We start from the raw sequence: 11,980 nt of genomic DNA, 5'->3' as shown, positions 1-11,980 counted from the left end.
GGAAGATGGATCCGCCTATAACGGTGTCTGCGCGGACGGCCAACCACCCCGATCAAGCGGTGGTTTGCCCGGCCCCCGTCTTCCGCTAGGGGTCGGGGAACGGCCGCTCCGGCCGCAAGGACTGTCGACCCAGGCGCGATGCTGACGCTTCCCAACATCCTCACGCTGTCGCGCATCCTGGCCGTGCCGATCCTGGTGGCGCTGCTGTGGTATCCGGGCTGGACGACCGGCTATGCGCTGGCCTTCGCGCTCTACTGCCTGATGGGCATCACCGATTATTTCGACGGCTATCTGGCGCGCGCCAACGGCGCGGTGTCGCGGCTGGGCGTGTTCCTGGATCCGATCGCCGACAAGATCATGATCGCCGCCGTCATCCTGATGCTGGTCGCCACCAACGACATCACCGGCCTGGCGATCATCGCCGCGCTGGTCATTCTGCTGCGCGAGATCGCGGTGTCCGGCCTGCGCGAGTTCCTGGGCGCGCTGCAGGTATCGGTGCCCGTGTCCGCGCTCGCCAAGTGGAAGACGACCCTTCAGATCGTGGCGTTCGGGGCGCTGATCCTGGCCGGCGCGCTGCCGTCCATGGCGTGGATCAAGACGGTGGGGCTGGGCTGCCTGTGGGGCGCCGCGATCCTGACGCTGGTGACGGGCTGGGATTATCTGCGCGTCGGCCTCCGGCACATGGATTGAGCGTGCGGGTGCTTTACTTCGCATGGGTGCGCGAGCGGATCGGGCGGGACGAGGACCGGCTCGACCCCCCGCCGGCGGTGACCACGGTGGCCGGACTGCTCGACTGGATGGGACGGGACGACCCGGTCCGCGCCGGCGCCTTTGCCGATCGCACCCGGCTGCGGGCGGCGGCCGACGGGCGCTTCGTGCCGCTGGACGCGCCAATCGCGGGCGTGTCGGAGATCGCGATCTTCCCGCCGGTCACCGGCGGATGATCGACGTTCGCATCCAGCCGGAGCCGATCGACCTGGCCGGCGCACTCGCCCGCGCGGAGGCGAGCGGCGCGGGTGCGGTCGCCAGCTTCACCGGCATCGTGCGGGACGATGGCGGCGTCACCGAACTGTTCCTGGAACATTATCCCGGCGTCACCGAACGCGCGCTGGGCGATCTGGCCGCTGAGGCAGCCGGGCGCTGGCCGCTATCCGCGGTGACGGTGATCCACCGGGTGGGCGCAATGGTGCCGGGTGACCGCATCGTGCTGGTCGTCGCGGCGTCAGCGCACCGCCAGGCGGCGATCGAGGCCACCGCATTCCTGATCGACCGCCTGAAGACCGAGGCGCCTTTCTGGAAGCGCGAGCGGCGCGGCGAGACGGCCAGCTGGGTGGAACCGCGCGCGAGCGACGATGCGGCGGCGGAGCGGTGGCGGTCCTCCCACACATGAAAGCCGGGGCGCACCCGATCGCGCGCCCCGGCTTCCTGTCAGCTCCGCCCGGCAGGGCGGGCTTTAAAGGGTCTTAGCTGCCCGGCTGCGCCGGCGTGGTCGGCTGACCGGCCGGAGCCGCCGTGCCCGGCGTCGCAGGCGTGGTGGCGCCCGCGGCCGGAGCCTGGATGTTCGGCACCAGCACGCCGTTGATGACGTGGATCACGCCGTTCGACTGCGCGACGTCATACTGACCCACGAAGCCCACGCTGCCGTTCTGGCCGGCGACGCGCAGCGCATTGCCCTGGCGCGAGATGGTGATCGGCTGGCCGTTCACCGTGGTGTAGGTGGCGGTGCCGCCGCCGGCTTCCATCGCCGCCTCGATGTCGGCGAAGGTCACGCGCTGCGGCACGACATGGTAGGTCAGGATCTGCGTCAGCGTCGCCTGGTTCTGCGGCTGCAGAAGCCCGTCCAGCGTTCCGGCCGGCAGCGCGGCGAAGGCCTGGTCGGTCGGCGCGAAGACGGTGAACGGGCCGGGGCCCTCAAGCGTCGCGACGAGGTTGGCAGCCTGAACGGCGCGCACCAGCGTGCGATGCTCGGCCGACTGCGAGGCGTTCTGGATGATGTTGCGCGACGGCAGCATCTCGGCGCCACCCACGACGGGGTTGGCGGCAGTGGTGGCCGGTGAGGCGCCGTCGGTCGTGGCGGGAGCCGGGGCCGGAGCGGGGGTGGTCTCCTGCGCCATCGCCGGCGCGGCGGCGATCATCAGCGCCAGGGTCAGCGACTTGCCGAAACGATCGATCATCTTCGAACTACTCCGTCGTTGTGCATCCAATCTATGGCGGCGCGCCGTGCGTGCCACCTCCGACCGGATGCGTAACGGTGTTCAGCCCGTCCGCTCGTCCGGTTCGCGCAACGACTCAACGAGAAGACGGAAATCGCGTTCCCTCGGGCTGGCCTTGCGCCAGACCAGCGCGATTTCCCGCCGGGCGCGTCCGGCATCGAGCGGCCGGGCGATCACGTCCGTGCCCTCCAGGATGCCGGCGGCCACCGCCATTTCCGGCAGCACGGTGCTGCCGAGGCCATTGTCCACCATCTGCACCAGCGTGTGGAGCGACGTGCCGAGCATGGCCGCGCCTGCGCGCAGTTCCGGCCGGTTGCAGGCGGCCAGCGCGTGATCCTTGAGGCAGTGCCCGTCCTCCAGCATCAGGAACTGACCCTCGTCGATCGCGTCCGGGGTGACGGGGCCGGTGCCGGCCGGGTCGTCGCTGCGCGCAAAGGCGACAAACAGCGGATCGTCGAACAGGCGTGCCGTCTCGACGTCGCCGCACGCATAAGGGAGCGCCAGGAGCACGCAGTCCACGGCGCCGCGCTGAAGCGATTCGCATGCCGCGGCACTCGGCTCCTCCCGCAGGAACAGCTTCAGCTCCGGCCAGTCGCGGCGCAGCCGCGGAAGCACGCGAGGAAGGAGAAAGGGCGCGATCGTGGGGATCACGCCCATCCGCAGCTCGCCCGACAGCGGCTTGCCCGATGCGCGCACCATGTCGGTCAGCTCGTCAACCTCGCGCAGCACGCGCCGCGCCTTGTCGCTCACCGCCTCGCCCAGGCGGGTGAAGCGCACCACCCGGCGCGTACGCTCCACCAGCGTCACGCCGATCAGCGTCTCCAGCTCCCGGATGCCGGCCGAAAGGGTCGACTGGCTGACGAAGCATGCCTCCGCCGCCCGGCCGAAATGCCCATGGTCGGACAGCGCGACCAAATATTGAAGCTGCTTAAGCGTCGGATGGTAGGTCGACATGGCTGATCGCTTTGGTCGATCAATCGCGCGGAAACAATCTGTTTGTGCGTTTGACGCGGCAGGCCTATCTGGCGTCCACGAGATCATTCATCCGTAGAGATAAGGGTCAGCGCGTGTTGCGCTCTTCAAGCGTAACTCCCCCTCCAAACGCCTGATCCTTGGAACGGCGCGGCGGCTCCCCGACCGCGCCGTTCCCCTGACCGCCTCTCGTCAGGCGAGGCTGGTGTAGAGGCTGTAGCCGCTGGTGATGACCAGCACGACGCCCACCACCCGCAACAGCAGCATCGGCCGGACGCGCTTCACCAGCAGCGCGCCGAAGGGCGCGGCCAGCACGCCGCCGATCAGCACGCCGACCGTCGCCGTGGTGAACGCCTCGAACCCCATGCCGAGGATGAAGGTGACCGAAATAACCGTCGTCAGGAAGAACTCGGCCGTGTTGACGGTGCCGATGGTGGTGCGCGGCGCGGTGCCCTGCGCCAGCAGGTTGGAGGTGACGACCGGCCCCCACCCGCCGCCGCCGCCCGCATCCAGGAAGCCGCCGACCAGCCCCAGGGGCGCCACGAAGCGGGGCGCGGCGGCCGGCCTGTGGCCGCGAAACGAGCGCCACAGCAGATAGCCGCCAAGCACCGCCAGATAGCTCATCACGATCGGGCGGGCGACCTCCGCATGCACGGTCATGAGCACATAGGCGCCCAGCACGCCGCCGATCACGCCGGGGATGACCAGCCGGGCGAACAGCCGCCAGTCGACATTGCCGTGGAGCGCATGGCTGATCCCGGATGCGGCGGTGGTGAACATCTCGGCCAGGTGGACGCCCGCCGAGGCCCGCGCGGGGGGCACGCCAAGGCCGCTCACCAGCATGGTGCTGGCGATGACGCCGAACGCCATGCCGACCGCGCCGTCGACGATCTGCGCGGCGAACCCCACCAGCACGAAGGGCAGGATGGCGGCGATGTCGATGCCGGCAAGCTCGGGCATCCGGGTCCTTTTCGTAGCGCGCGGGAAGGGGCTCTTGTGCGCTGCCGCAAAGCGCTGCGCAATGACGAAGGGCGATGCTGGCAATCGGCGGCGGGCATGCCTAAATCCTTCGCGTCACGCACAGGGGTGGAGCGCCGTTTTGGGATCGTTGGGCGACTATCTTGAATCGATCCGGCGGCGTGATCCCGCGCCGCGCAGCCGTGCGGAGATCCTGCTTTACCCCGGCGTTCTTGCGCTTGGCCTCCACCGGATCGCGCATTGGCTGTTCGTCGGGCGGATGTTCTTCCTCGCGCGGTTCGTGAACCACCTGTCGCGCTTCCTGACCGCGATCGACATCCATCCGGGCGCGGTGATCGGGCGCAACTTCTTCATCGACCACGGTTTCGTCGTGATCGGCGAAACGGCGGAGATCGGCAACGACGTCACCATCTACCAGTGCGTGACCTTGGGTGGGACCAGCCCGGACAACGGCATCAGCGGCAAGCGCCACCCGACCATCGCCGACGGCGCCATCATCGGGTCGGGCGCGCAGGTGCTGGGACCGATCACGGTCGGGCCGCGCGCGCGGATCGGCGCCAATGCGGTGGTCACCCGCGACGTGCCGGAAGGCGCGGTGATGATCGGCATTCCCGCCAAGCCCACGCTGGTGGCGGCGGAAGCGCAGGCCCGCGCCTTTGTTCCCTATGGCACGCCCTGCCGCGAGCTGTTCGACCCCGAGACGCAGAAGACGGAGCTGCTGCGCTGCGAGGTCGAGACGCTGCGCAAGCGGCTGGATGCAATCGACGCGGAGCTGGGCGGCGCGGCGTCGCGGCGCGACATCGCGTCATGAACAATGTGGTGCCGCTTCCGGCGCGGGCAGGGCAGGTGGGGTTCGACCGGGTCGAGCTCGGCCGCATCCTCGACCTTTACGGCCGGATGGTCGCGGCCGGTCACTGGCGCGACTATGCCATCGACCTGGGCCGCGATGCCGCGGTGTTCTCCGCCTTTCGGCGCGCGTCCGAACGGCCGGAGTTCCGGATCGAGAAGCGCCCGGCGCTGCGCCACCGGCAGGGCATGTGGGCGCTGATCGGCGAGGCCGGTCAGGTCGCCAAGCGCGGGCAGGAACTGGGCCCCGTGCTGGCGCCGGTGGAGCGCCGGCTGATGAAGCTGGTCGAGGACTAGGCCTCAGCCGATCGCCGGCGGAACGCGTGCCTGCCAGGCGGCGGGAAGCGCCACCACCAGCGGCCGCCGGAGCCGCTGCCACAAGGCCGACAGCAGCAGCAGCGACGAGCCAATGAGTACGCCGGTCAGGGCGAAGCTGGTGCCCAGCCCGCCCGCATCGAGCAGCGTGTAAATGGCGTAGAGAACATAGGCGAGCGCCGACACCATCAGAGCGCGGCGATCGATGACGAGCGCCACCGCGCCAAGCGTCACGTAGATCACCACCACCAGCACTGCGGTAAGGGCATTCAGGTCGCCGGAGAACACGCCGAGCAGCGCAAAGATCGGATGTACGATCAGCGGCGCAGACAGGAGGTGCAACCAGAAGGCGACGTCCGAGCGGCGGGTGCGCCGCGCGACGTCCGACGCGTCCCACCACATCGCAAAGGCGAAGGTCGCGGCGCCCAGGATGATGAAGAACGGAAGCAGCTGGTTGAACTCGACGTCCAGCACCCCCGACACGAGGCCGCCCAGCGTCGCCACCACCGCGGCGGCACCGGCGGCGACCGTGATCGGCACGTGGAAGCGCCGCCAGTGGAGAAAGGCGGCGGCCGCCGTCACGACGCCGGCAAGGGCGACGGTGTAGCCGGCCTGCTGACCCGCGGCCGTGCCCGCAGGCAGCCCGGCCATGGCCAGCAGCCGGAACGTCGCCCCGAACACGCCGGACGCGAAAAAGGCCAGGAACAGGATGGACGGCAGCGCCATCCGCCGCTGGCGAGTGAAATATTCGGCAAGTCCCCAGGCGGCAGCGGCCGTGGCGATGTTGCCGAGCGGATCCGCCAGCAGCGCGCTTGTCGCCACAAGGAGGACGAGGCCGGCGATGGCGACGAAGATGTCGTTGAAGCTGGTGACGAGCCGCACCTGCTCCTCATCGGCGGCCGGGGTCGCGCGCCGGTCCGCCACGAAGCTGCGCAGCGCCTCCGCCGTGCCGGGCGCGATCACGCCCGCAGCCGTCGCGTCCGTCAGATCCTGTTCGCTGTACATCGCCGCTGTCCCCCCGGGACCGGATTAGAGCCGGTCGCCGGGCAAAAGAAAAGGCCGCCCGCGATCGCCGACGGCCCTTCTTCTGTCCTGTGACGGGATCAACGGCCGCCGGGGTTCCGGCAGCTGTCCTGCACCGTGCGCGAGCAGACGGGGTAGTCGTCACGCGGCGGGGGCGGGGGGAACGCCTCGTTCACCGGCCGCGAGGGCTGAACCGTCACGTTGCCGCTGCCGCCCATCGTGCCGCCCGACATGGTGCCGCCGGACATCGTGCCCGAGGTTGTGCCGCCCATCGTCCCGCCGGACATGGTGCCCGACGTGGAGCCGTTCATCGTGCCGCCCGAGGCGGTGCTGCCCGACATCGATCCGGTCGTGCCGGTCGACCCCGGCATGGTGCCGGTGGCCTCACCCGACATCGTCTGGTCGGTGGAGGTGGTGGTGCCGGGGCCCGACGGCATCGTCGTGCTGGGCGTGGACGGCATGCCGGGCTGCATCGTGCTCGACTGGCCGGGGGTGGCGGGCTGGGTGGTGGCGGTGCCGGTGCCCATGCCGGTCGACGAGCCGGTCTGCGGCGTGGTCGTGGTCTGGGCCATGGCGGCGCCGGCAAGCGTCAACGACGCGGCGGCCAGCAGAAGATGTCGCATCTCAGTCTCCTTCGTTCGCACCGTCCATCAGCGGCGCATCGGTTCCTGACGCGGCGCTGTCATGCAGCGCGTCGGGCAGGGTAACGAAGTCGGACCGGAGTCGATCCAAGTGGCTCTTTCAGGCCTTAAAGCCGGCCTTCTGCATCCAGCGCATAGCCGGCCGACCGGACGGTGCGGATGATGTCCGGCTTTCCGCCATGATTAACGGCCTTGCGCAGCCGACGAATATGCACGTCCACCGTGCGCGGCTCGATGTCGGCATTGTGGCCCCACACGCTGTCCAGCAACCGCTCACGCGAGAACACCCAGCCGGGATGTTCCAGGAAATGCTTCAACAGCCGGAATTCGGTGGGGCCGAGCGGGATGGGCGTGCCGTCGCGGCGGACCTTGCGGCCGATCATGTCCATTTCGAGATCGGCATAGGCGAGCGTCTCGCCCGCAAGCGCCGGGCGCACGCGGCGCAGCACCGCATTGACGCGTGCCACCAGTTCGCGCGGTGAAAAGGGCTTGGTGACATAATCGTCGGCACCGGTTTCCAGGCCGCGAACCCGGTCCTCCTCCTCACCGCGCGCGGTGAGCATGATGATGGGCACGTTGGCGGTCGCACGCGCGCGGCGCAGCCGGCGGCAGACCTCGATGCCGGTCAGCCCTTCCACCATCCAGTCGAGCAGCACCAGATCGGGCGTGCGCTCTTCCGCCAGGAGCAGCGCCTCGTCCCCGTCGGGCGTGCGGCGGATGGAGTAGCCTTCACGCTCGAAATGCCAGGCGACCAGTTCGGCCAGCGATGCGTCGTCCTCGACGAGCAGGAGATCGGGGGCGTGTGCCATCACGAACGCACTCCATCCGGGCCGCGCTCACGCTCGGCCATGTAGGTGCCACGCGCCGCGAAATAGACCATCTCGGCGACGTTGGTGGCATGGTCGCCGATGCGTTCCAGGTTCTTCGCCACGAACAGCAGGTGCGCTGCCTGGCTGATCGTCTGCGGGTTCTCCATCATGAAGGTGACCAGCGTGCGGAAGATGCTGTTGTAGAAGTCGTCGACCTCCCGGTCGCGCTCGCACACCTCGACAGCGGCTTCCCAGTCGCGCGCGGCAAAGGCGTCCAGCACGTCGTGCACCATCGACGATGCGGCGCGCGCCATCGCCGGCAGGATCGAGATGGCCTCGATCTGCCGGCCCGAGCCGATCTCCGGAACGCGCTTGGCGATGTTCTTGGCATAATCGCCGATCCGCTCGACCACGCCCGCGATCTTCAGCGCGGCGACGACTTCGCGCAGATCGTCGGCCATCGGCGCGCGCAGCGCGATCACCTGGACGGCGAGCCGGTCGACCTGATCCTCCAGCGCATCGATGCGCTTGTCGTCCTGCACGACGCGGGCCGCGGTCTCCAGGTCGTGCGAGGTGAGCGCGCGCATGGCGCCGCTGATGGCTTCCTCGGCGCGGCCGCCCATCTCGGAGATCAGGCCGCGCAGTTCGACGATCTCGCCGTCAAATGCCTTGACCGTGTGTTCGGTGCTCCTGCTCATCGCGTCCTGCCCCGTCTCAGCCATAGCGGCCGGTGATGTAATCCTTTGTGCGCACCTCGCGCGGATTGGTGAAGATCTCAGAGGTTTCGCCATATTCGACAAGCGTGCCGAGATGGAAAAACGCGGTGCGCTGCGACACGCGGGCGGCCTGTTGCATGTTGTGGGTGACGATCACGATGGCGTAGCGGCCGCGCAGCTCGTGGATCAGCTCCTCGATTTTGGCGGTGGCGATCGGATCCAGCGCGGAACAGGGCTCGTCCATCAGGATGACCTCGGGGTCAACCGCGATGGCGCGGGCGATGCACAACCGCTGCTGCTGCCCGCCCGACAGCGCGGTGCCGCTGTCCGACAGCCGGTCCTTGACCTCTTCCCAGAGGCCAGCGCGCTTCAGCGATCCTTCCACGATCTCGTCCATCTCGCCGCGCGCCGCCGCAAGGCCGTGGATGCGCGGACCATAGGCCACGTTCTCGTAGATCGACTTCGGGAAGGGATTTGGCTTCTGGAACACCATGCCGACGCGCGCGCGCAGCTGCACCACGTCCATCTGCGGCGAATAGATGTCGTCGCCGTCCAGCCGGATGTCGCCCGTCACCCGCGCCGACGACACAGTGTCGTTCATGCGGTTCAAGGTGCGCAGGAAGGTCGACTTGCCGCAGCCCGACGGCCCGATGAAGGCTGTCACGCGGTCCATGTCGACGTCGATCGAGACGTCCTTGATCGCCTGCTTGCTGCCGTAGAAGACGTCGACGTTGCGCGCCGTCATCTTGTGCGGGGCGGGTGCGTCCGGCTGCACGGGCGTATCGATGTGGACTTGCGTCATGGTCACCAGCGCTGTTCGAACTTGTTGCGAAGATAGATGGCCAAGCCGTTCATCGCGAGCAGGAAAACCAGCAAGACGATGATCGCGGCCGAGGTTTTCTCGACAAAGCCGCGGCTGACCTCGTCCGACCACAGGAAGACCTGCACCGGCAGCGCCGTCGCTGGCGAGGTGAAGCCGCCCGGCGGCCCGGCGATGAAGGCGCGCATGCCGATCATCAGCAAGGGCGCGGTTTCGCCCAGCGCGCGCGCCATGCCGATGATGGTGCCGGTAAGGATGCCGGGCAGCGCCAAGGGGATCACATGGTGGAACACCACCTGCACCCGGCTGGCGCCGATGCCGAGCGCGGCGTCGCGGATCGACGGAGGCACAGCCTTTACCGCGTTGCGCCCGGCGATCACGATCACCGGCATGGTCATCAGTGCAAGCGTCAGCCCGCCGACCAGCGCCGCCGAGCGCGGCATCTGGAAGGTGGCCAGGAACACGGCGAGGCCAAGCAGGCCGAAGATGATCGACGGCACCGCCGCCAGGTTGTTGATCGACACCTCGATGAGGTCGGTCCAGCGGTTCCGCGGGGCATATTCCTCAAGATAGACCGCCGACAGCACGCCGATTGGAAAGGCCAGCAGCAGCGTCACCACCATCGTCAGGATGGAGCCTTTCAGCGCACCCCAGATGCCGACACGGGTCGGGTCGGTCGAATCCGCGCCGGTCAGGAACCCCCAGGCGAAGCCGGTCGTCAGTCGATTCTGGGCCCGCAGCTCCGCCACGCGGGCGTCAAGCGGCGTGTCTCCGGACTTTGCGGCGAGGTCGACCCCCGCGCTCGCCGGCACCGCGATCACCGCCTGGCCGCCCAGCAGGCCGGGATCGGCCTTCAGCCGCTCGCCCACCCGGATCCAGGCGGTGTCGGAGATCAGGTCCATCCCGTCCGGACCGAAGGCGGCGACGGCGGCATTGTCCACCACACGCTCCAGCCCGGCGGAGGCGAGCGCGGCATCGGCGCCGCGCTGCTCCAGCTGGGCGGGCGTGACCTCCAGGCCGGCGGCGGCGAAGTCGATCGGCAGCGCCAGCCGCGTCTCGGTGAAGCCGCGCAGCCCCTGCGCCAGCATGGTGACGAGCAGAAAGGCGAGAAAGGCCGCCGACAGCACCACGGCGGCCAGCCCCATGAAGCGGAACCGGCGCTCCGCAGCGTAACGGCGGCGGATGCGTGTCTGCATCGCCCCCGTCTTCCAGTCGGTCGGGACCCGTTCGGCGACCTTGCGGTCGCGATCGGGCATCTGGGCGACCATGCCGGTCATTCGTAGGCCTCCCGGTACCGCTTCACCACACGCAGCGCGACGATGTTGAGGAGCAGCGTCACCACGAACAGCACCAGGCCGAGCGCAAAGGCGGCAAGCGTCTTGGCGCTGTCGAATTCCTGGTCGCCGGTCAGCAGCTGCACGATCTGCGTGGTGACCGTGGTGACGCTGGCGAACGGGTTGGCGGTGAGATTGGCGGCAAGGCCGGCGGCCATCACCACGATCATGGTCTCGCCGATCGCGCGGCTGACGGCGAGCAGCACGCCGCCGACCACGCCCGGCAGGGCGGCGGGGATCAGCACCCGGCGGATCGTCTCGGACGACGTGGCGCCCATCGCCAGCGATCCGTCACGCATCGACCCCGGCACCGCGGCGATGGAGTCGTCGGCCATCGAGGATACGAACGGGATGATCATGATGCCCATCACGAGCCCGGCGGCGAGCGCGCTTTCCGACGACGCATTGGCGATGCCGATCGCGGCGGCCGCGTCACGGATCACGGGTGCGACGGTCAGGGCGGCGAAATAGCCGTAGACCACGGTGGGCACGCCGGCCAGGATCTCCAGGATCGGCTTCATCCAGCGCCGCACCGCGGGCCTGGCATATTGCGTCAGGTAGACCGCGCTCATCAGGCCGAGCGGGATCGCCACCAGCATGGCGATGATCGCGCCGATGAAGATGGTACCCCAGAACAGCGGAACCGCGCCGAACCCCGGATCCTCGCCCGGCAGCACGGTCGCTTGCGGGCTCCACCGCGTGCCGAACAGGAAATCGAGCGGGTTGACCATGGAGAAGAACCGGAAGCTTTCGAACAGCAGGGACGCGACGATCCCCACCGTGGTCAGGATCGCCACCAGCGACGCGCCGAGCAGCGCCGCCATCACGATCCGCTCCACGCGCGTTCGCGCCCGGAAATCCGGCCGCACGCGGGTGAAGGCGTAGGCGAAGCCGGCGAACGCCAGGATCAGCGCCAGCGCGGTCGCGCCCAGGTCGTAGCGGCTCTGCGTTTCAGCATAAGCGGGGGCGAGGAGCCGCGCATCGGCGTTGAAGGGCGCCTCGATCTGCCCCTTGGCGAGCGCGCGGGCCTCCGCCAGCAGCGCGCTGCGCTCCAGCGGTTCGCTCGGCAGGATGCGGGCGGCGACGGGCGTGTCGATGACCGCGTAGGAGACGAGCGCGGGCGTGATGTTGACCCACAGGATCAGGAACAGGATCGGCGGCACCGCCGTCCACAAGGCGACGTACCAGCCATGGTAAAGCGGCAGCGAATGGGTGCGTTCCTCCCCGGCAAGGCGGGAGAGCCGCAGCCGGGCGCTGACCCAGGCGACGATGCCGAGGCCGATCAGCAGGATCAGAAGGGCAAGCGTGCTCAT

16 protein-coding genes are annotated in these 11,980 nt (G+C 69.0%); 6 read left to right on the top strand and 10 right to left on the bottom strand.

Annotation, left to right across the window (positions count from 1 at the left end):
* The first annotated feature begins 138 nt into the window (after positions 1–138).
* Genes pgsA through GGR88_RS07730 form a run of 3 tightly spaced genes read left to right on the top strand, consistent with a single transcriptional unit; the run spans position 139 to position 1,390 of the window.
* Positions 139–690, top strand: coding sequence for a CDP-diacylglycerol--glycerol-3-phosphate 3-phosphatidyltransferase (pgsA, locus tag GGR88_RS07740; protein ID WP_167953959.1), 552 nt, complete (start codon positions 139–141; stop codon positions 688–690).
* A 2-nt stretch (positions 691–692) separates the two neighbouring features.
* Positions 693–944, top strand: a complete 252-nt coding sequence (locus GGR88_RS07735) for a MoaD/ThiS family protein (protein ID WP_425338471.1) — start codon at positions 693–695, stop codon at positions 942–944.
* Positions 941–1,390, top strand: coding sequence for a molybdenum cofactor biosynthesis protein MoaE (locus tag GGR88_RS07730; protein WP_167953957.1), 450 nt, complete (start codon positions 941–943; stop codon positions 1,388–1,390). Before GGR88_RS07735 ends, GGR88_RS07730 begins: the two co-directional genes overlap by 4 nt.
* Before the next feature lie 73 nt (positions 1,391–1,463).
* Here the strand turns inward: GGR88_RS07730 and GGR88_RS07725 are convergent, their stop codons facing one another.
* The 3 genes from GGR88_RS07725 to GGR88_RS07715 form a co-directional block, all read right to left on the bottom strand.
* Complete coding sequence (locus tag GGR88_RS07725; RefSeq protein ID WP_245196466.1) at positions 1,464–2,174, bottom strand: fasciclin domain-containing protein; 711 nt, start codon at positions 2,172–2,174, stop codon at positions 1,464–1,466.
* A gap of 81 nt (positions 2,175–2,255) precedes the next feature.
* On the bottom strand, positions 2,256–3,167 hold the full coding sequence (locus GGR88_RS07720; RefSeq protein ID WP_167953956.1) for a hydrogen peroxide-inducible genes activator: 912 nt from the start codon (positions 3,165–3,167) through the stop codon (positions 2,256–2,258).
* A 210-nt stretch (positions 3,168–3,377) separates the two neighbouring features.
* Positions 3,378–4,145 carry a sulfite exporter TauE/SafE family protein gene (locus GGR88_RS07715; RefSeq protein ID WP_167953955.1) on the bottom strand — a complete coding sequence of 256 codons (768 nt, stop codon included), beginning with the start codon at positions 4,143–4,145 and terminating at the stop codon, positions 3,378–3,380.
* A gap of 148 nt (positions 4,146–4,293) precedes the next feature.
* Here GGR88_RS07715 and epsC point away from each other — a divergent pair, with 148 nt between their 5' ends.
* Both epsC and GGR88_RS07705 read left to right on the top strand, forming a co-directional pair.
* On the top strand, positions 4,294–4,974 hold the full coding sequence (gene epsC / locus GGR88_RS07710; RefSeq protein ID WP_245196465.1) for a serine O-acetyltransferase EpsC: 681 nt from the start codon (positions 4,294–4,296) through the stop codon (positions 4,972–4,974).
* A complete protein-coding gene (locus GGR88_RS07705; protein WP_167953953.1) occupies positions 4,971–5,306 on the top strand; it encodes a DUF2794 domain-containing protein in 336 nt (111 codons plus the stop codon). The genes epsC and GGR88_RS07705 overlap by 4 nt, the downstream gene beginning before the upstream one ends.
* 3 nt (positions 5,307–5,309) lie before the next feature.
* Here the strand turns inward: GGR88_RS07705 and GGR88_RS07700 are convergent, their stop codons facing one another.
* Positions 5,310–6,329 carry a hypothetical protein gene (locus GGR88_RS07700; protein ID WP_167953952.1) on the bottom strand — a complete coding sequence of 340 codons (1,020 nt, stop codon included), beginning with the start codon at positions 6,327–6,329 and terminating at the stop codon, positions 5,310–5,312.
* A gap of 98 nt (positions 6,330–6,427) precedes the next feature.
* Positions 6,428–6,658 (bottom strand): hypothetical protein, encoded by a 231-nt coding sequence (locus GGR88_RS07695; protein WP_167953951.1) that lies wholly within the window; start codon positions 6,656–6,658, stop codon positions 6,428–6,430.
* Here GGR88_RS07695 and GGR88_RS07690 point away from each other — a divergent pair.
* Positions 6,645–7,019 carry a hypothetical protein gene (locus GGR88_RS07690; RefSeq protein ID WP_167953950.1) on the top strand — a complete coding sequence of 125 codons (375 nt, stop codon included), beginning with the start codon at positions 6,645–6,647 and terminating at the stop codon, positions 7,017–7,019. The two genes, GGR88_RS07695 and GGR88_RS07690, sit on opposite strands and share 14 nt — an antisense overlap.
* 76 nt (positions 7,020–7,095) lie before the next feature.
* Here the strand turns inward: GGR88_RS07690 and phoB are convergent, their stop codons facing one another.
* From phoB to pstC, 5 genes are read right to left on the bottom strand one after another with little or no spacing between them, the layout of a single operon-like run.
* Positions 7,096–7,797, bottom strand: a complete 702-nt coding sequence (gene phoB, locus GGR88_RS07685) for a phosphate regulon transcriptional regulator PhoB (protein ID WP_167953949.1) — start codon at positions 7,795–7,797, stop codon at positions 7,096–7,098.
* Positions 7,797–8,495, bottom strand: a complete 699-nt coding sequence (phoU, locus tag GGR88_RS07680; RefSeq protein WP_167953948.1) for a phosphate signaling complex protein PhoU — start codon at positions 8,493–8,495, stop codon at positions 7,797–7,799. The genes phoB and phoU overlap by 1 nt, the downstream gene beginning before the upstream one ends.
* Before the next feature lie 16 nt (positions 8,496–8,511).
* Positions 8,512–9,315 carry a phosphate ABC transporter ATP-binding protein PstB gene (pstB, locus tag GGR88_RS07675; protein WP_167953947.1) on the bottom strand — a complete coding sequence of 268 codons (804 nt, stop codon included), beginning with the start codon at positions 9,313–9,315 and terminating at the stop codon, positions 8,512–8,514.
* A 2-nt stretch (positions 9,316–9,317) separates the two neighbouring features.
* On the bottom strand, positions 9,318–10,610 hold the full coding sequence (gene pstA / locus GGR88_RS07670; protein ID WP_167953946.1) for a phosphate ABC transporter permease PstA: 1,293 nt from the start codon (positions 10,608–10,610) through the stop codon (positions 9,318–9,320).
* Positions 10,607–11,980 (bottom strand): phosphate ABC transporter permease subunit PstC, encoded by a 1,374-nt coding sequence (gene pstC / locus GGR88_RS07665; protein WP_167953945.1) that lies wholly within the window; start codon positions 11,978–11,980, stop codon positions 10,607–10,609. Before pstC ends, pstA begins: the two co-directional genes overlap by 4 nt.

The sequence above is a fragment of the Sphingomonas jejuensis genome (assembly GCF_011927695.1).
Classification (GTDB): Bacteria; Pseudomonadota; Alphaproteobacteria; order Sphingomonadales; family Sphingomonadaceae; genus Sphingomonas_K; species Sphingomonas_K jejuensis.
The sequence above is the reverse complement of the archived record's forward strand: the minus strand, read 5'-3'. Positions and strand labels throughout refer to the sequence as shown.

Excerpts from the sequence above, each read along its gene's own strand:
- pgsA (WP_167953959.1), top strand. The coding sequence starts at position 139 with ATGCTGACGCTTCCCAACATCCTCACGCTGTCGCGCATCCTGGCCGTG.
- GGR88_RS07730 (WP_167953957.1), top strand. The coding sequence starts at position 941 with ATGATCGACGTTCGCATCCAGCCGGAGCCGATCGACCTGGCCGGCGCA.
- GGR88_RS07725 (WP_245196466.1), bottom strand. The coding sequence starts at position 2,174 with ATGATCGATCGTTTCGGCAAGTCGCTGACCCTGGCGCTGATGATCGCC.
- GGR88_RS07720 (WP_167953956.1), bottom strand. The coding sequence starts at position 3,167 with ATGTCGACCTACCATCCGACGCTTAAGCAGCTTCAATATTTGGTCGCG.
- GGR88_RS07715 (WP_167953955.1), bottom strand. The coding sequence starts at position 4,145 with ATGCCCGAGCTTGCCGGCATCGACATCGCCGCCATCCTGCCCTTCGTG.
- GGR88_RS07705 (WP_167953953.1), top strand. The coding sequence starts at position 4,971 with ATGAACAATGTGGTGCCGCTTCCGGCGCGGGCAGGGCAGGTGGGGTTC.
- GGR88_RS07700 (WP_167953952.1), bottom strand. The coding sequence starts at position 6,329 with ATGTACAGCGAACAGGATCTGACGGACGCGACGGCTGCGGGCGTGATC.
- GGR88_RS07695 (WP_167953951.1), bottom strand. The coding sequence starts at position 6,658 with ATGAACGGCTCCACGTCGGGCACCATGTCCGGCGGGACGATGGGCGGC.
- phoB (WP_167953949.1), bottom strand. The coding sequence starts at position 7,797 with ATGGCACACGCCCCCGATCTCCTGCTCGTCGAGGACGACGCATCGCTG.
- phoU (WP_167953948.1), bottom strand. The coding sequence starts at position 8,495 with ATGAGCAGGAGCACCGAACACACGGTCAAGGCATTTGACGGCGAGATC.
- pstB (WP_167953947.1), bottom strand. The coding sequence starts at position 9,315 with ATGACGCAAGTCCACATCGATACGCCCGTGCAGCCGGACGCACCCGCC.
- pstA (WP_167953946.1), bottom strand. The coding sequence starts at position 10,610 with ATGACCGGCATGGTCGCCCAGATGCCCGATCGCGACCGCAAGGTCGCC.
- pstC (WP_167953945.1), bottom strand. The coding sequence starts at position 11,980 with ATGAGCACGCTTGCCCTTCTGATCCTGCTGATCGGCCTCGGCATCGTC.